Consider the following 17,219-nt stretch of genomic DNA (forward strand, 5'->3'; position numbering starts at 1 on the left):
TGCAAAATAGGCTATAAATTATGCAACCCAACACATCAGATGACAATTTGGCGCCATAATGCGGTATCTTATCTCCCGATTTCATCCATTTAACGGATCCTAGACCCACTATGATTATCAAACCTAAGGTTCGCGGTTTTATCTGCACCACCACACATCCGGTGGGCTGTGAAGCCAATGTACGTCGTCAGATTGCCTATACCAAGCAGCAAGGCACCATCGCCAATGGCCCTAAACGCGTGCTGGTTATCGGTGCTTCCACCGGTTACGGCCTGGCTTCCCGTATTGCTGCCGCTTTCGGCAGCGGCGCTGCTACCATCGGCGTCTTCTTTGAAAAGGCCGGTACCGAAAGCAAACCGGCCACCGCTGGTTGGTACAATTCCGCCGCGTTTGATAAAGCAGCCAAAGAAGAAGGTCTGTACGCCAAGAGCGTCAATGGGGATGCTTTCTCCAACGAATGTCGCGCCAAGGTTATCGAACTGATCAAACAGGATCTTGGCCAGATCGATCTGGTGGTATATTCCCTGGCATCACCGGTACGTAAAATGCCGGACACCGGCGAAGTGGTGCGCTCGGCGCTGAAACCGATTGGCGAGGTTTATACCACTACGGCGATCGACACCAATAAAGACCAAATCGTTACCGCAACGGTTGAGCCTGCCAACGAAGAAGAAATCCAGAACACCATCACCGTGATGGGCGGCCAGGACTGGGAGTTGTGGATGTCCGCTCTGGAAGAAGCCAACGTGCTGTCTGAAGGCGCCAAGTCCGTAGCATATTCCTACATTGGCACCGACTTGACCTGGCCAATTTACTGGCACGGTACGCTGGGCCGTGCCAAAGAAGATCTGGACCGCGCAGCTACCGCCATTCGTGGCGATCTGGCTGCCAAAGGCGGCACTGCCCACGTAGCGGTGTTGAAATCAGTGGTAACGCAGGCGTCTTCTGCTATCCCGGTGATGCCGCTGTATATCTCGATGGCCTTCAAAATCATGAAGGAAAAGGGCATCCACGAAGGTTGTATGGAACAGGTCTACCGCATGATGCGTACCCGCCTGTACGGCGACGACCTGGCGCTGGACGACCACGCCCGTATCCGCATGGATGATTGGGAGCTGCGCGACGACGTGCAACAGGCCTGTAAGGATCTGTGGCCGTTAATCACCTCGGAAAACCTCAGTGAGCTGACTGACTACACCGCCTACAAACAGGAGTTCCTACGTTTGTTCGGTTTCGGTCTGGAAGAGGTGGATTACGAGGCGGATGTCAATCCGGACGTGCGTTTCGACGTGGTCGAGCTGTAATTCAGCCTATCGTGACAGCAATAAAAAAACAGGGCCTTTATGGCCCTGTTTTTTATTCTTGTTGGCGAAGCGTGCTATGGCTGACCTGCGGCTCAATCTTCATCATCGTGCTCGTCGTCTTCATCGGCCTCGATGGGGCAGTTGAAGTCCTCCGGTTTGATCACCAGTAAATCGCATTTCAGATGATCGATCACATGCTCAGCCGTATTGCCGATAAAGGCAGCAGAAATACCGGTACGCCCAAGGGTGCCCAACACTACCACGCCGGCTTGCAGATGCTCGGCCAGGTCCGGGATTACCTCTTCCGGCAGGCCTTTTTCTACGTGGGTAAATTCTTCGTTGATGCCGAATTTCTGTCTGAGAGCCTTCATGGCGATCAGATGCTGGCCGCGAATGGCGTCGTTATAGACGCTGGGATCAAAATCCGGCAGTTCGATTGCAATATTGATGGGAGTAACCGGGTAGGCACCGACCAGATGGACCTCGGTTTGGTTGACGTTTTGCGCCAGTTCAACCGTTTCTTGTACCAATTTTAGATTAAGTGGGTCGTGGTAGGGTTCTTCACTAGACAGGTTAACCGCCACCACCGCTTTGCCGCCTTCCGGCCAGGGCTGGTCTTTCACCATCCACACCGGGCACGGACATTTACGTAGCAAATGCCAATCGGTCGGGGTAAAAATCACCGATTCCAGCCGATCGTGCTGGTGCGCCATTTTCAGCAACAAATCATGTTGCCCGTTTAACACTTCCTGAATAATGGCTTCAAACGGCCGGTTATGCCACACCACTTTGACTTCGATAGGAACGCCTTCTTCGAGGTAGAAGCGGCATTGTTCGTTTATCCACGCGGCACGTTGGCTAATGACGCCTTGCCGCATCGCCGTTCGTTCATCCGGGGAAAGCAGGGTGGTCATTTCGTAAGAGAAATCATAGATTGGCAGGAAGGCTTTAATCCGCCCGCCATTCCGCTTCACCAGATACACCGCACGGCGCAACGCCGGTTGGTCATCCTGGTTGGGGTCAATAGCCACCAGAAGATTCTGATACTTCGCCATAGGGCCTCCTTACAGCTGCAAATTAACAGTCTGTTAATTTACAGAGTAACCCAACATTGAAAAACAGAACAGGGCAGAGATGAGCCGGATCAATAATTTCAGTTAATTGTTGATCCGGCGAAGAGATTAGGCGCTAACGCTAACGTTGATTCGCGGCGTACCGGCCAGCACTGAAAGCGCATCGACGTTTTCAATGGTAATGTATTTACCTTTTACGCTGAGGATTTCGCTTTTTTGGAAACGCCCCAACAGACGACTGATGGTTTCAACCGTCAACCCCAGGTAATTACCTATGTCGCCACGCGTCATGGTCAGGCGGAACTCGCGTGGAGAAAAACCACGTTCGGCAAAGCGTCGGGAAAGGTTATAAACAAATGCGGCCAGACGTTCTTCTGCATTTTTCTTCGACAACAGCAAAATCATGTCCTGATCGCCTTTGATCTCACCGCTCATCAAACGCATGATTTGTTGACGTAAATTAGGCATTTTGCCTGATAGATCGTCCAGCGTTTCGAACGGGATCTCGCAAACCATCGAGGTCTCCAATGCCTGAGCAAAACTGGGGTGCTTTAAGCCACCGATGGCATCAAAGCCCACCAGATCGCCGGCCAGATGGAAACCGGTAATTTGCTCATCGCCTTGCTCGGTGATGGTGTAGCTTTTTATGGTTCCGGAGCGGATTGCGTACAGGGACTTCAATTCATCACCGGCCTTGAACAGCGTTTGGCCTTTTTGAATTGGTTTTTTCCTTTCGATAATGTTGTCGAGCTGATCGAGCTCGTGTGCATTAAGAGTGAAAGGGATACACAGTTGGCTGATGCTACAGTCCTGGCAGTGGATCGCACAGCCACCAGACTGAATACGACGTATCGCGCGTTTTTCCGGGATCATAGATTACGCTCATGCAGTAATTGATATGAGTCAATTTTAACATCTTTTGAGGCAGGTTATAAGTGTGACAATAGTAAGAATAGGGGTATTGTGTCGCTATTTTACACGCAACTGGCGATTTTTATTCTTAGGTAAATAAGAAAAAGCTTATTTATCCGTCATTCAACCTATCCGCTACGGCATACCGTGGCGAGCATCGGTCGCCGCAACCTCGGCAGAGTAAAAAGCATGCTGCGTCAATATCCGCCATTGACGGTATTTGCTGGCCGGAGAATAACGCGATGCTCTCCGGCCATGAGTAAACGGCTGCGGTTTGCCGCTCCAGGCTGTGCGTTGGCATTGTCGATGGGTTAGAGCAGCGCCGCCGGCAAATAGCCTTCATGCTGCAACAACCACTGTTTGCGTTGCACGCCGCCAGCATAGCCGGTGAGCGCCCCTTGAGAACCGATCACCCGGTGGCAGGGTACCACGATGCTGATCGGGTTGGATCCATTCGCCATGCCCACAGCGCGAGAGGCGGTGGGGCGGCCAATGCGCCTGGCCAGCTCGCCATAGGTGATAATCTCGCCGCAGGGGATCTGCCGTAGCTGGTGCCAGACGGTTCGCTGAAACTCGGTGCCAGCGGTCATCACCGGCACCTGATTAATCGCGCCGAGTTCGCCGTCGAAGTAGCGCTGCATGATGTCGGTCAGGCCACCGGGATTGCGCTGCGTCTGCAATTGGAAACGATCGGTGCGGTAGTGGGTATTCAGCAGCTTCATCAGGCGCGCCTCATGCTCGGTCCAATCAACGGCGCGCAGGCGGCCCTGTTCATCGGCTATCAACACCAACTCACCTACCGGTGTCGCCATACGGTCAATTAAAAAAGTTTGCATGTGATCACTCCTTTATGTTGATGCCCTGATTATTGCATGAAAAGTGGCGTATGGATGGCGGATTTCGGACATCAAGCTGCCGGGCTGTGGCTAGCCCATGGGCCAACATCAGGCCATATGCAGCACCTTTAACTATAATCATCGTGTCTTTGTGCTTTTGCCCTTCGGCCAACGACGTCATGCAATGAGGTTTAATCTTTCTGTCATCTGATTGACATGTCGCAGTCACGCCGCTGGCTTAAGTTTTCTGCGAATAGGCCAAGGAGAGAACACGATGTTTAGTTTGGACACCTTGTTGCAAGACGCATTTCCACATCGCAATCCCCCCGCCTGGCAGCGTAGCCTGCTGAGAAATCTGCTTTTTGAAAAAGAATTTAAACAGTTTGCCGCCGATTACCCACACTTGAAAGGCTTTGATCTGATTGAGCAAGTGGTGGACTACTTCAAGTTGAGCTGTGAACTGGTCGACGGCGATTTAGAAAACATCCCCAGCCAGGGGCCAGTGGTACTGGTTGCCAATCATCCGATTGGCTCGCTTGACGGCCTGGTACTATTGCGCGCGGTGGCGGCAGTGCGCCGCGACGTCAAGGTGGTTGCCAGCCAAATCCTCAGTTATATCGAACCGCTGCGCAGCCTGTTTGTACCGGTCGACAATGTGGAATACAAAACCAACCGTCGGCAAATCGAAGCCATGCAGGCTCAGTTGGATAATCAAGGCGTCTTGATTGTGTTTCCGGCCGGGGAAGTGTCGCGTATCAGTCCACAGGGCATCCGCGATGGTCACTGGCATACCGGATTTTTGCGGCTGGCGGCCAAGGCGCGTGCGCCTATCGTGCCAATTCATATCAGCGCACGTAACAGTAATCTGTTCTATTTTGCCTCGCTGGTTTACCGCCCATTATCGACGCTGCTGCTGGTACGCGAAATGTTTCAGCAGCAGGGCGGTCGCATAAAACTACGCATCGGCGGGCGTATTCCGTTTGCCAGTTGGCATGACGGTCATACCAGCGCCCATGAGCTGGCCGAACGCTTCCGCCGTCATGTCTATCGGCTGGGCCAGGGAAAACCGGGGCTGTTTGCCAGCGAATCGCCGATTGCATTGCCGGAAAACCGCCTGGAACTGCGCAAGGCGTTGTCGGCCTGTGAGCAACTGGGCAAGACGCCGGACGGTAAAATAATTTTCCTCTACCGTCGTCATGATGAAACCCGCTCGCCGATCCTGCGTGAACTGGGTCGCCTGCGTGAAATCGCCTTTCGTGCCGTGGGAGAAGGTTCTGGCCGGCGGCGCGATCTGGACAGTTATGACGATGACTATTATCACCTGGTGCTGTGGGATGAAGATGAGCTGGACATCGTTGGCGCCTACCGTTTTATTCCCACCGCCGAGCAGTTGGCGAACAAGGGGTTGGAAGGCATCTACAGCAACAGCCTGTTTCATTACGATCGCGATATGGCGCCGATTCTGGAACAGGGCATCGAACTGGGGCGCAGCTTCATTCAACCTGCCTATTGGGGCAAACGCGGGCTGGATTACCTATGGCTTGGGATCGGCGCCTATCTGGCAAAATATCCGCAGTATCGCTATCTGTTCGGGCCGGTATCGATTTCCGGTGGTATGCCGGTGGCGGCACGCGATCTGCTGATTGCCTTCTATCGGTTGTATTTCTCTTCCAACAGCGCGCTGGCGCAGTCTCGACAACCGTATCCGGCGTCCTTGCCGCAGGTGCTGGCGCAATTTTCCGGCGATGATTATCAGGCGGATCTGGTGCGATTGAAAAGCCTGCTGAGCAATATCGGCTGTTCAATTCCGACGCTCTACAAACAATACTCCGAATTATGCGAACCGGGCGGCGTACAGTTTATCGATTTTGGCACCGATCCGGCATTCAACAATTGTATCGACGGTCTGGTACTGGTGGATCTGCTGCGCTTGAAGCCGGCACGCTACCAGCGTTATATCGCGGTGCATCAACCTGCTGAATCCACGCTGGCCTGAATTGGTAGTTATATTATTTTGTTATAAGCCAAGATTTGGGGCTAACGGCGGGAAAACGCTACGCTTTACGTTTTGCCACCGTTGGAGATTTGCATGACACAAGCGTGTTTTCCCACCATCTTGTCCGCAGATGAGCCGCCACCGGCGGCCATTGTCAATCAACAGGGCGGGTCGCCGTTTCTATTACTCTGTGACCACGCCTGCAACTCATTGCCTCACAGCCTGGGAGATCTGGGGCTGCCACCCGGTGAAATAGAACGCCATATTGGCTGGGATATCGGCGCGCTGGGTGTCTCGACCCACCTGAGTGAATATCTGGATGCCACCTTGGTGCATCAGCGCTATTCTCGGTTGGTGATTGACTGCAACCGCTCACCGGCGGTGGAAAGTTCGATTCCCCAGATTTCCGAGCTGACACCGGTACCAGGCAATATGCACCTCGATCCAATGGACAGCCTGGCGCGGCAGCAAACGTTTTTCTTCCCTTATCATCAGGCAATTGAACAGGTTATCGATGGCCGTCTGGCGCGGCAGCAGCCGACGATTGTGATTGCCATGCACAGTTTTACGCCGGTGTATAAAGGCATCCCACGTAAATGGCAAATTGGCCTGCTGTATAATCGTCAGCCGGTATTTGCCGAACTGTTGGCCAGGGTACTGCACGACGAAGGCAACCTGCTGGTCGGGCTAAATGAGCCTTATATCATGACTGATGACACGGACTACACCTTACCGGTACACGCTGAACAGCGGGGTTTACCCTATGTCGGCATTGAGATTCGCCAGGATCTGATCGGTGATGTTTACGGTCAGCAAGCGTGGGCTGAACGCCTGGCCCGCCTGTTACCGGTGGCCAGTCGGCATCTGGGAATTTGACTTTAAGATTATTCCCAGAGATTATTGCCGCCAGGAAATTGTTAACGGCAATGGAACAAGTCAGGAGAGACGAATGGAGCACACTGATAACGGATTGTTTATCAAGCAGGAGCGGTTTGAAGTGCTGGCGATATTGCGTGATATCTATAAACAACGGACCCCGTTGCGCGTCGCCAACCAACAGCAACAGTGCTTCCACAGCCAGATATTGAGCGTTGGCGCTGACAGCATCGTATTTGATTGCACCAATGACAGCGCATGTGCGCCCGGTGAGTATCGCGTAATCATTGAAAGCCAGGACGCAAAAATAGAGTTTTTGCTCGATCAGGCGGAAATTACGCAGCATCAGCATATACAGGCTATTTCTTCACGCTTGCCCAAAGAGTTGGTTTATATCCAACGACGCCGACAATTCCGCATTACCACGCCTTATTGGCGCCAGTTCCTGTGTAGTGGCAACTATCCCGATGGTTCGCCGTTCCAGTTACGCATTCACGATCTGTCCGTTGGGGGCGTTGGGCTGCGGCTGGACGGTCCGGTGCCGCCATGCCTGGAATCCGGCGTCGTCTTCAGTAAAGTACAGCTGGATTTGGGCGATTACGGCAAATTCAAGGTGAATCTGGAGTTGATCGCCGCCGGCGATGAAAGGGTTGAATGCGAGGAGACGGGGGACGTAAAGCACTTTACCCGTCTGTCTTGCCGCTTTGTGAGCACCAGCGTGCTCACCGCGCGCAAGATCCACAGCGCGGTGATCGCCTTTGAACTGGATTTCAACAAAAAGAAGAAGCGCTGAGAGGAAGGGCGCCGTTTTAGCGCCCGGTTCTGCCTGGCATTACTGTAGCGCGCGCAGGCTGCCGATTTCCTCCCAGTCGTTGAGTGCCGCATCGGTCAGCACCTTGCAGACCTCTCCGCTGGCTGACAACACCGCGGAGCTGATATCCTCGCCGGCCAGCAGATGGCTGGTCAATAATGCAGTGAACAGATCGCCGGTGCCCTTGACGCTGGCATTGATCTTGGGGTGGGTAAAACTGCGGACTTCCTGTGGCGTGACCAGCAGCAGACCCACTTCGCCATCGTTTTGTGCAATACCCGGCGCGCTGGTCACCAATACCCAGCCGGTATGCCGATTCAGCAAACCCTGCGCGGCAGCGACGGCATGTTCGCGGCTGTGCAGCGGCTGGCCACACAGCTGTTCCAGTTCAAAACCGTTAGGCGTAATGCCGTTTGCCAAATGCAGGAACGGCGAGCGGTAACAGTCTACCAGCCGTTTGTCGACATAAACCCCTTCGCCATAATCGCCCATCACCGGGTCGATGATCAGCATGATATCCGGATTACATTCGCGGACACGCAGCAGCCAGTTTTCCAGCACCTGGCACTGCATGGCGCTGCCCAAATAGCCAACGATCACCGCTCTGGCGTGTTGCGCAACGCCGCGAGCGAGCAAATCGTCCAAAAAGCCGCTGAACCAATCGATGGGGATCGCACCGCCGCTCGGTGCACCGTAATAAGGAGGGCAACCGAAGAGCACGCTGGGCAGCTGCAATGCCTCCAGACCCTTTTTCAACAAGGCGCGATAGGCAATTCCGTTGCCGACGCTGCCATAGATCACCTGCGACTGGATGGTAATGACGTCAATCAGCGGCGGGCGCAGTTTGGAGACGTATTGCATGCGTTATTTCCTTTTTTCTATGATATCCAGCCAACGGGTAAACACCCGTTGGGCGCGCCGTTCGAGTTCGACACCGTATTGTGCGGCCTGATCGCGAATATGCTGCGGCGCGATGCCGGCAAGATCCAGTTCACAGGCGTGACCAATCAGCCAGCGCTCCAGATCGTGGCGGTCGGCTTCCAGGTGGAATTGTAAACCAAGCGCGAAATCCTGATAGCTGAACGCCTGGTGGCGGCACGCTGCGGTGCTTGCCAGACATTGCGCCCCCTCGGGGATGGTAAACATATCGCCGTGCCAATGCAGCACCGGCGTGTCAGCCAGCGGCGCCAGCAGGTTATCTTCGCCGCCGGCCAGCGACAGCGGGGCGTAGCCAATTTCTTTAATACCCAATGACACCACCTCTGCGCCCAGCGCCTTGGCCATGACCTGAGCGCCAAGGCATATGCCCAGCGTGGGCCGCCGCTGTTGCAAACGTTGGCTGGCCAGCGTCAGTTCATGGTTAAGAAAATCATGATCGTGCTGGCCGGCAAAGTGGCTGGCGCCGCTGATGGGCCCGCCGAGGATCACCAGCAGATCGGTGGTTCCATTGTCGATAGTCTGCAGATTGTCGCGTCCTGCGTCGTAATAGTCGATCTGATATCCACGCAGGGAAAGCAGATTGCCAAGGATACCGAGATTTTCAAAATGGACATGGCGAATGGCAACGGCTTTTTTCATGAGGATTGTACCTTGCTGTTGGAAACAGAGGGTTGCAGGATTAACGATTCGCCAAGCAGGGTGATGCCCTGATTACCGCTTTGATACAGCATCCGGCGTTCCTTAACCTGATTGATCTGGACCTGATAGCCTTGCTCAGCGGGGAATAGGGCGCAGGCCTGTTGTAACTGGCTGGCGGCCCATGGCGTCATCAGGTGTAACTGGGCGAACGCTTTTCCGGCGTGCTGAATATCGAGAACGAAATGTTTTTCCATTGATGCCCCTTACCCCCATGATCGGAAACTGCTACCCTTATTTGAACTAATACAAAAAGGTATTATGTATGAGTCAATTGTATGCAAAAGGCAGCAGCGCTGTCCAGATAGCCGAGCAGATCGCCGGGCAAATCAAATCCGGAGCGTTGCAAGCGGGGGATTTACTGCCGCCGGTACGCCAACTGGCGCAACAGCTGGGCGTAAACCCCAATACCGTCGCCAGCGGCTATGGCAAATTGCGTGATGCCGGGCTGGTAGCCACTCGCGGGCGTGCCGGAACGGTGGTGCTGGAACAGCCGCTGCAGGCGGTACGCCAGGCGATGGTGGTGCCACCGGGCATGCGGGACCTGGCCAGCGGCAATCTGAACGCCGACTTGCTGCCTACGCTGACGCTGTCAGCACAAGAGGTTTTCCCGCAGCGGCAGGGATATGACATGCAGGGAGATTCTCCAGCGTTGCTGCAGATAGCCGGGGAATGGATTGAACTGCAAGGAATGAAGGTCGACGATTTGGCGGTATTCTCCGGCGCGCTGGACGCAATCGAAAAAGCGTTGCGCTGTCATGCGCCGCCTGGTGCGGCGGTATGGGTCGAGGACCCGTGTTGGCCACCGTTACTCACGCTGTTGCGCCATCTACGTTTGAAGCCCTTGCCTCTGCCGCTCGACGAGCAGGGGTGCTGCCTGCCGGGATCCGCAGCGGAACGCGGTTGCGCGGTGATCTTGACGCCGCGGGCGCAAAATCCCACCGGCATTGCGCTCGGCGCGGTGCGAGCCGCCGAATGGCGGGCGTTTCTGGCACGACAACCGGATTGTCTGGCGATCGTTGACGACTTCTGGGGGCCGCTGTCCCAACAGCCGCTGCACCTGCCGTTTGACGGCCAGGACGGGCTGTATATTCACTCGGTGAGCAAGTATCTTGGCCCGGATGTGCGCATTGCGCTGGCCTGCGGCAATGTGACGCTGTTGCAGGCGATGCGCGCCGATCGGTACATTCGCGAGCGTTGGGTCAGCCATATCTTGCAGCAGATCGCCGCCAAATTGTGGCTGCAGGTACAGCAGCAGGGCGTGCTGGCGCGCGCCCAGGGCGAATACCAACGGCGGCGCGACAGGCTGACAGCGTTGTTGCAGCAACGCTGTGGCCTACGGCTGCCGCAGGGTGAGGGGCTGCACCTGTGGCTGCCGGTACGCTCCGAGGCTATCGCCAGCCAAATCATGGCACAGCGCGGCTGGCTGGTACAAAGCGGCGAGCCGTTCCGGTTGAAAAGTAGCCCGGCTATCCGCGTTAGCCTGGCTAACGTGACCGAGCAGCAACTGGAGGCGCTGGCGCAGGATCTTTGCGCTGCCGTCAATGCCCAGGCTCAGGTCAATTGAAGGTGGCCGCTATCCCTGCGGTGCGTGACCGGCTGGCTCAAGATGCCAACCACTGTTTCAGACGAATGGCATCGCTATAGTGACCGTAGCGCTGTTGCGATCCGAGCAGGATCATGATCACCGGCTGGCCTTTGATCACCGTTCTCATTATCAGACAATGGCCGGCTTCATTGGTGAATCCGGTTTTTTGCAACTGGATTTTCCAGCTTGGGTTATTGATCAAACCGTTGGAACTACGATAAACCAACTGCCCGCGGCCGGGATGCACGATTTGCCGTTTGTCGGTGCTGAAGCGCCGAATACTCTGGTAGCGGTAGGCCTTGTTGATCATTTTCAGCAGATCGCGCGCGGTCGACACGTTGCGCGGCGTTAACCCGGTCGGATCGTAAAAGCGGGTGTGCGCCATGCCGAGGGCGCGGGCTTTCTGATTCATCTTGGCGACAAACGCCTTGCGGCCGCCGGGGTAATAACGGCTCAGCGCCGCGGCGGCGCGGTTTTCCGACGACATCAGCGCGATGTGCAGCATATCGCGGCGGCTGAGTGTGGAACCTACCGTCAGCCGCGAGTGGGTATGTTTCAATAAATCACGATCGGCGGCGGTGACCTTCACCCGGTTGCCCATCGGGCGTTTGTTGTCCAGCACCACCATTGCGGTCATCAGTTTGCTCAACGAGGCGATCGGCATGCGACGGTTGGCCTGCTTCTGGTACAGCGTTTTGCCATTGTTGGCATTAACCACCAAAACGGCACGTGAATGCAGCGCCTGTGGGGCGGAGGCATGGGCAGCGCCACACAGCCACAGCTGGCTGAAGAGGGCGAAGAGAACCAATGGACGACGAAAAAGGGTGTTCAGCAATGACATGGCAACCGTAATATTCACTGTAAGTGGTTAAAACTATTGCGCCAAGAGTCTGAACAGCAAATGTGGAGAAAATACGGCGGCCACGGCAGATTCTGTGTCAAATCATGTCTGTCGCCAACCAGTCACGGAGTGGCCTGCGTCATCAGCGGCCGGCTCTGCGCTGCCGCAGCAGCCAGAGGCCCCTACGGCGCCGCCAGCCGCTGCTCCTCGCCGAGCGCCTCGGTAACCAGATCGCGAAAACGGCTGACGATCGGCGATTGCTGGTAATGGCGCAGCGCAAGGTACAACGGGGCGCACAGTTCATCTGCGTCGCTGATGGCGCGATACACTATGCCATCGCCACCCAGACGGCGCATCGACGCCGGCACAATCGATAACCCCAGTCCGGCGGCCACCAGGCTAAGTGTGGCAGGCAGGCGCGGGGCTTCCTGTACGATGCGCGGGCTGAATCCGGCGCGATGGCAAGCGGCGAGGATCGCGTCATACAAGCCTTGTCCTGCCGGGCGTCGATAGAGAATAAACGCCTCATTGGCCAGGGCCGCCAACGACAGCGGTGATTGGTCGGCCAGCGCCAGAGGGTGCCCGATCGGTAATGCCACCAGCATGCTTTCCTGCAGTACCGGTTCAATACTCAGGCCGGGAATACCGCGCAGCGGTGAGCGCACGAATGCGGCATCAAGCCGCTGGTCAATCAGCGCATCCATCAATTCGCCGCTGCCCGCTTCCTCCAGTACGGTAGCAATGCCCGGCAAAACTTCCCGATAGCGGCGCAGCAGATTGGGTACAAACGGGTGCAGCGCCGCCGAACTGGTAAAGCCGATGGCGATATGTCCCTGCTCGCCACGCGCCGCGCGGCGTACCGCCTCGCTGAGCTTTTCCGCCCGCGCCAGTAGCGCCCGGGCTTCATCGAACAGTACATTGCCGGCTTCTGTAGGGCGCACGCCACGCGGCAAACGCTGCAATAGCTGTACGCCCAGTTGTTGCTCCAGACCTTGCAATAACCGGGTCAGCGGCGGCTGCTGGATAAACAGCCGCTCCGCGGCGCGAGTAATATTGCCTTCCTCAATCACGGTAACAAACGCTTTCAGGCGGCGCAGTTCGATCATATTCATACTCATAGGGTATCGTTATGGTGTTTGAAATGCATTAGACATCATGTCATGAGCGCGCGCATCATACCAGTCAGCAAAAATGGCGCTGTGAGAATGACAATGTCCCAATCAAACCTGTTAAAAAACAATGAAGTAAGTGCAATGCCGAGCAATCTTGAACTTTTTTATGGATTTTTAACCCTTGGGTTGATCGGCTTTGGCGGCGTATTGCCACTGGCGCACCGGATGCTGGTAGAAGATCGCCGCTGGCTGAGCGGTGAGCAGTTCACTGAACTGCTGGGGCTGTGTCAGTTTTTGCCCGGCGGTAACGTAATCAATCTTTCCGTGGCGGTCGGTATGGAGTTTCGCGGCCTGCGTGGCGCCTGCTGTGCGCTGTTGGGGTTGATTTGCGCTCCCACTGCGATAGTGGTCGGGTTGGGAGTGGTTTATAGCCGTTTTCAGCATAATGCCGACGTGCAACATGTGTTCGCCGGGCTGGCAGCGGCGGCGGCCGGCCTGTTGCTGTCTACCGCACTGAAAATGCTGATACCGCTGCGCGGGCGTTGGCTGGCATTGACGGTAGTAGCGCTCTGCCTGATGGCCATTGCCTGGCTGAGATTGCCGCTGTTACCGACCATGCTGGTATTGGCGCCACTCAGCATCCTGCTGGCATGGAGAAAATGGCTATGATCCCAGTGTTGATTTCCTTGGCGCTTATCTTCACCGAGCTCTCGCTGATGGCGTTCGGTGGCGGTTTTACCATCTTGCCGGAAATGCAGCGTCAGGTGGTAGAAGTGCATCAGTGGATGGATGCGCAGGAGTTTAACGCCCTGTTTGCCATGGCGCAGGCTGCGCCCGGGCCCAACATGATGATTGTACCGCTGATCGGCTGGCACGTTGCCGGCTGGGCCGGGCTGCTGGTATCGTCGATTGCCAAGTTCGGCCCATCGTCGATAGTCACGCTGCTGGTGATGGGGGTTTGGAAACGCTTTAAGGATCGGCCATGGCGGCGCAACGTACAGGCGGGGCTGGTGCCGGTGACCGTCGGACTGGTGGCAGCCAGCGGCGTATTGATTGCCGAGTCGTCTGCCACCGACTGGCGCCTGGCCCTGCTGATCGTTATCGCCACCGCCGCCGGCATCAACAAACGTCTTCATCCGTTGTGGGTGCTGGCCGGCGGGGCGGTATTGGGCTTGCTGTTCGCCTGAACCAGGCGCGCTGCCGTCAGCGGGCGCTCAGTGCCTTCAACAGTGCCTGGTTGAATTTCTCCGGTTCCTCCATCTGCGGCGCGTGCCCCATGCCGGGGAACTCGACCAGGGTGGCATGTGGAATCAGCTGCGCTACCTGTTTGCCCAGCACGTTGTAATGGCCGAGCTGCGCCTTGACCTCCGGCGGAGCGATATCGCTGCCGATGGCGGTGGTATCGGCAGTGCCGATCATCAGCGTGGTCGGCGTCTGCAGGTCCTTGAATTCATAATAGACCGGCTGGGTAAAGATCATGTCGTAGATTAGCGCCGAGTTCCACGCCACCCGCTGTTTGCCCGGACCGTTGTTCAGGCCGGCGAGCATATCCACCCAGCGATCGTACTGCGGCTTCCAGCGACCAACGTAGTAGGTTTTCAATTCGTACTGCTTGATGCCTTCGGCCGAGGTTTTCAGTTCACGCTGGTACCATTGATCGATGCTACGCCACGGTACGCCTTTGGCTTTCCAGTCTTCCAGCCCAATAGGGTTGATCATCACCAGCCGCTGGGTGGCTTGCGGGTACATCAATGCATAACGGGTCGCCAGCATGCCGCCCGTCGAATGCCCAATCACCGTCACCTTGTCGATTTTCAGTTTTTCCAGCAGCGCGTGGGTATTTTGCGCCAGTTGCTGGAAGCTGTACTGATAATAGGAGGGCTTGGTGGAAGTGCAAAACCCTATCTGATCCGGCGCGATCACCCGGTAGCCGGCACGGCTTAGCCCCTTGATGGTGTCTTCCCAGGTTGCGCCGCAGAAATTTTTGCCGTGCATCAGCACCACCGTCTGACCGTTCGCCTCCCCGCTGGGTGCCACGTCCATATAGCCCATGCTCAACGATTGGTTTTGCGAACTGAAGGTGAATTTTTGCAGCGGATAAGGGTAGTGGAAGCCTTCCAGCTCCTGACCGTATTTTGCGGCGTCGTCGGCGGCGGCGCCAAAGGAAATCAAAGCGCCCAACAGCAGGGCGCAACGGGAAATTCTCAGCATTCTGAAGTCCTTATAAAAAAGCCAACAAGACCCTGAGTATAATGCCTCACTGCGGGTTGTCTGCCAGTATATGGCTTATCAGGCGCTTTTTCGCCGTAATAGCGCAAAGTGGCGCGGTTTTGAAAACATCACCAGGTTACCCAGCAGGATCAGGCACAGTCCAAGCACCGCGTTCGGGCGCCATTGATAGCCTTCGTACAGGGTGGAAATGGTCAATGCCACCAGTGGGAACAGCAGGGTACTGTAGGCCGCCGCGCCGGAGCCGATACGTCCCAGCAGGCTGAAATAGGCGGCGAAGGCGATCACCGAACCAAAAATGGCCAGATAGAATAACGAAGCCAGATACCGGCTATCCCAGCTAATCTGTAGCGATGATCCTTGGGCTACGGCAACCGCGCCCATCAATAGCGCGCCGTAAGTCATGGCATACGTATTGGTTGACAGTATATCCAGCCCGCGCCGCTGGTGCCGGCTGCTGATCATATTACCCAGCGAAAATCCGTAGGTGCCCAGCGCGCTCAGACCGATGCCCTTCAGCAGTTCCGGTGCCGGTTGACTGGCCGCCAGATCGTGCCAGAACAGGGCGACGATACCGGTCAGTCCCAGCAGCGCGGCGGGCAGCAGCGTCGGGCTGGGGCGTTGGCGGAAGAAGAAAATGCTGTTGAGCGCGTTGAACAGCACCGCCATGGAAAAGATCACCGACTCCAGGCCACTGCTGATATAGCCGGCTGCCTGATAAAAGCAATAAAAGTTGAAGCCGAATACACAGCCACCCTGCAACAGGCAAAACAGGTGGTCGCGCATGCTGATGCTGCGCAGCCGGCGCAGCAGCAGCAGCGCAACCCACATCGTCAGCGCGGCCAGCAGAAAGCGGTAGCTGATGGATAGCGCAATGGCGACCGCTCCTTCCTGCTGAAGGGTAATGGCAATCCAGGTAGTGCCCCAGATCAGCACCACGGCAAGGTAAAGCAACGCGTTCATGTATCGCACTCCAGAATAAAGAGTGCCGATTATCCACCGTGCCCGAGCCTGCGGCTTTCAACGGGTTGCGCCACTTGCATATTCTTGCGCATTTTTGCTCCGGGCGGCTGGTGCGCCTGAGTGGCAGGCTTTAAACTGACACGGTTTTTACTGCGTGCGGGGCAGATTATGTCGAAATACCAGGCGTTTGAAACGCTAAGGCAACACAAGGCCCGGTTGCATCATCATCTGCTGCTGGGGTCTGGCGTAGAGCTGGCGGCCTGGTCGAACTGCGACGATCGCATCACCCAGGAAAGCGCCGATCACCATACGCTGAGCCTGTACGTGGCCGACGGTTATGAATGCTACCAAAAAGTGCCCGGCGGCTGGCGCAATGGCGGTGGGCCCGATCGTTTCTGTATTATGCCGCGCCAGTATGAATCGACCTGGGACGTGCGTAGCGATCTGTCATTTGTGCATCTCTATTGCACCGATCGCCATCTGCGCCAACTGGTTGAACAAACCTGGGATCGCAGCCCGTCCTCGATCAACGTCGAACAAAGAGCCTTTGGCGAAGATGCGCAAATTACGCTGCTGTACCGCCAGTTTCTGCTTAATGCGGATTGGCAGGATCGTGCCAATCATCTGGCGTTGAGCAGCGCCAGCAGTATGCTGATGGCGCATTTGATCCAGCATTACACCCATCTGCAATGGCGGTTGCCAACGGTGCGCGGCGGGCTGGCGCCAGCGGTGCTCAAGCGGGTAACCGATTTTGTCACCAGCCATCTGGATCAACCGTTGCTGTTGGTCGATCTGGCGGCGCTGGCGGGCTTGAGCGAATTCCATTTCGCCCGGATGTTCAAGCATGATACCGGCCTGGCTCCGCATCAATATGTGATGCGGGCCAGGCTGCAGCAGGCGGAAAGGCTGCTGCGTCATAGCCCGTTGCCGTTAACGCAGATCGCGCTGGAGTGCGGTTTCAGCTCTGCCAGTCATTTCAGTAACCGCTTCAGGCAGGCCTATGGCCACACGCCGCAATCGCTGCGCCGAGCGCGCGATTAGCG

Annotated in this window: 18 protein-coding genes; 8 read left to right on the forward strand and 10 right to left on the reverse strand. The window is 56.2% G+C overall.

Translation table 11 applies throughout. The features are described 5' to 3' along the window. The first annotated feature begins 110 nt into the window (after positions 1-110). Entirely contained in the window at positions 111-1,304 is a 1,194-nt protein-coding gene (gene fabV / locus NYE85_RS15710; RefSeq protein WP_259005665.1) for an enoyl-ACP reductase FabV, read from the forward strand. A 92-nt stretch (positions 1,305-1,396) separates the two neighbouring features. Here the strand turns inward: fabV and uspE are convergent, their stop codons facing one another. From uspE to ogt, 3 genes are all read right to left on the reverse strand, one after another. After that, on the reverse strand, positions 1,397-2,359 hold the full coding sequence (gene uspE / locus NYE85_RS15715) for a universal stress protein UspE (protein WP_259005666.1): 963 nt from the start codon (positions 2,357-2,359) through the stop codon (positions 1,397-1,399). Between the two features lie 126 nt (positions 2,360-2,485). Next, on the reverse strand, positions 2,486-3,250 hold the full coding sequence (locus NYE85_RS15720) for an FNR family transcription factor (protein ID WP_004962724.1): 765 nt from the start codon (positions 3,248-3,250) through the stop codon (positions 2,486-2,488). 350 nt (positions 3,251-3,600) lie between these two features. Next, positions 3,601-4,125: a methylated-DNA--[protein]-cysteine S-methyltransferase gene (ogt, locus tag NYE85_RS15725; protein WP_259005667.1), complete on the reverse strand. Its 525-nt coding sequence runs from the start codon at positions 4,123-4,125 to the stop codon at positions 3,601-3,603. 274 nt (positions 4,126-4,399) lie between these two features. Here ogt and NYE85_RS15730 point away from each other — a divergent pair, with 274 nt between their 5' ends. From NYE85_RS15730 to NYE85_RS15740, 3 genes are all read left to right on the forward strand, one after another. Further along, positions 4,400-6,121, forward strand: a complete 1,722-nt coding sequence (locus NYE85_RS15730; protein ID WP_259005668.1) for a lysophospholipid acyltransferase family protein — start codon at positions 4,400-4,402, stop codon at positions 6,119-6,121. Positions 6,122-6,214: 93 nt separating this feature from the next. Further along, positions 6,215-6,997, forward strand: coding sequence for an N-formylglutamate amidohydrolase (locus NYE85_RS15735; protein ID WP_259005669.1), 783 nt, complete (start codon positions 6,215-6,217; stop codon positions 6,995-6,997). A gap of 73 nt (positions 6,998-7,070) precedes the next feature. Next, the gene (locus NYE85_RS15740; RefSeq protein WP_259005670.1) at positions 7,071-7,790 is read left to right on the forward strand and encodes a flagellar brake protein; all 720 of its coding nucleotides are present in this window, start codon (positions 7,071-7,073) and stop codon (positions 7,788-7,790) included. Positions 7,791-7,829: 39 nt separating this feature from the next. Here the strand turns inward: NYE85_RS15740 and NYE85_RS15745 are convergent, their stop codons facing one another. The 3 genes from NYE85_RS15745 to NYE85_RS15755 are packed head-to-tail and all read right to left on the reverse strand — an operon-like array spanning position 7,830 to position 9,640. Then, the gene (locus NYE85_RS15745; protein ID WP_259005671.1) at positions 7,830-8,669 is read right to left on the reverse strand and encodes a PfkB family carbohydrate kinase; all 840 of its coding nucleotides are present in this window, start codon (positions 8,667-8,669) and stop codon (positions 7,830-7,832) included. A gap of 3 nt (positions 8,670-8,672) precedes the next feature. Then, entirely contained in the window at positions 8,673-9,386 is a 714-nt protein-coding gene (locus NYE85_RS15750) for a glutamine amidotransferase (protein ID WP_259005672.1), read from the reverse strand. After that, a complete protein-coding gene (locus NYE85_RS15755; RefSeq protein WP_259005673.1) occupies positions 9,383-9,640 on the reverse strand; it encodes a hypothetical protein in 258 nt (85 codons plus the stop codon). Before NYE85_RS15755 ends, NYE85_RS15750 begins: the two co-directional genes overlap by 4 nt. 68 nt (positions 9,641-9,708) lie before the next feature. Between NYE85_RS15755 and NYE85_RS15760 the strand changes: the two genes are divergently transcribed. Beyond that, positions 9,709-11,010 (forward strand): aminotransferase class I/II-fold pyridoxal phosphate-dependent enzyme, encoded by a 1,302-nt coding sequence (locus NYE85_RS15760; RefSeq protein WP_259005674.1) that lies wholly within the window; start codon positions 9,709-9,711, stop codon positions 11,008-11,010. Positions 11,011-11,047: 37 nt separating this feature from the next. Here NYE85_RS15760 and pbpG read toward each other — a convergent pair whose 3' ends face one another. Next, positions 11,048-11,872, reverse strand: coding sequence for a D-alanyl-D-alanine endopeptidase (gene pbpG / locus NYE85_RS15765; protein WP_259005675.1), 825 nt, complete (start codon positions 11,870-11,872; stop codon positions 11,048-11,050). A 182-nt stretch (positions 11,873-12,054) separates the two neighbouring features. Beyond that, positions 12,055-12,984 (reverse strand): LysR family transcriptional regulator, encoded by a 930-nt coding sequence (locus NYE85_RS15770; RefSeq protein WP_259006344.1) that lies wholly within the window; start codon positions 12,982-12,984, stop codon positions 12,055-12,057. A 99-nt stretch (positions 12,985-13,083) separates the two neighbouring features. Here NYE85_RS15770 and NYE85_RS15775 point away from each other — a divergent pair, with 99 nt between their 5' ends. Together NYE85_RS15775 and NYE85_RS15780 are read left to right on the forward strand one after the other, a co-directional pair. Further along, positions 13,084-13,653 carry a chromate transporter gene (locus tag NYE85_RS15775; protein ID WP_259005676.1) on the forward strand — a complete coding sequence of 190 codons (570 nt, stop codon included), beginning with the start codon at positions 13,084-13,086 and terminating at the stop codon, positions 13,651-13,653. Then, positions 13,650-14,171: a chromate transporter gene (locus tag NYE85_RS15780; RefSeq protein ID WP_259006345.1), complete on the forward strand. Its 522-nt coding sequence runs from the start codon at positions 13,650-13,652 to the stop codon at positions 14,169-14,171. Before NYE85_RS15775 ends, NYE85_RS15780 begins: the two co-directional genes overlap by 4 nt. A 16-nt stretch (positions 14,172-14,187) precedes the next feature. Here NYE85_RS15780 and NYE85_RS15785 read toward each other — a convergent pair whose 3' ends face one another. Together NYE85_RS15785 and NYE85_RS15790 are read right to left on the reverse strand one after the other, a co-directional pair. After that, positions 14,188-15,195 (reverse strand): alpha/beta fold hydrolase, encoded by a 1,008-nt coding sequence (locus NYE85_RS15785; RefSeq protein WP_259005677.1) that lies wholly within the window; start codon positions 15,193-15,195, stop codon positions 14,188-14,190. Between the two features lie 78 nt (positions 15,196-15,273). Next, the gene (locus NYE85_RS15790; protein WP_259005678.1) at positions 15,274-16,176 is read right to left on the reverse strand and encodes a DMT family transporter; all 903 of its coding nucleotides are present in this window, start codon (positions 16,174-16,176) and stop codon (positions 15,274-15,276) included. A gap of 168 nt (positions 16,177-16,344) precedes the next feature. On the opposite strand from NYE85_RS15790, the gene NYE85_RS15795 reads away from it, so the two are divergent. Further along, a complete protein-coding gene (locus NYE85_RS15795) occupies positions 16,345-17,217 on the forward strand; it encodes an AraC family transcriptional regulator (protein WP_259005679.1) in 873 nt (290 codons plus the stop codon). The last annotated feature ends 2 nt before the right edge of the window (positions 17,218-17,219 follow it).

It is taken from the genome of Serratia sp. AKBS12, assembly GCF_024793895.1.
Lineage (GTDB): Bacteria > Pseudomonadota > Gammaproteobacteria > Enterobacterales > Enterobacteriaceae > Serratia_F.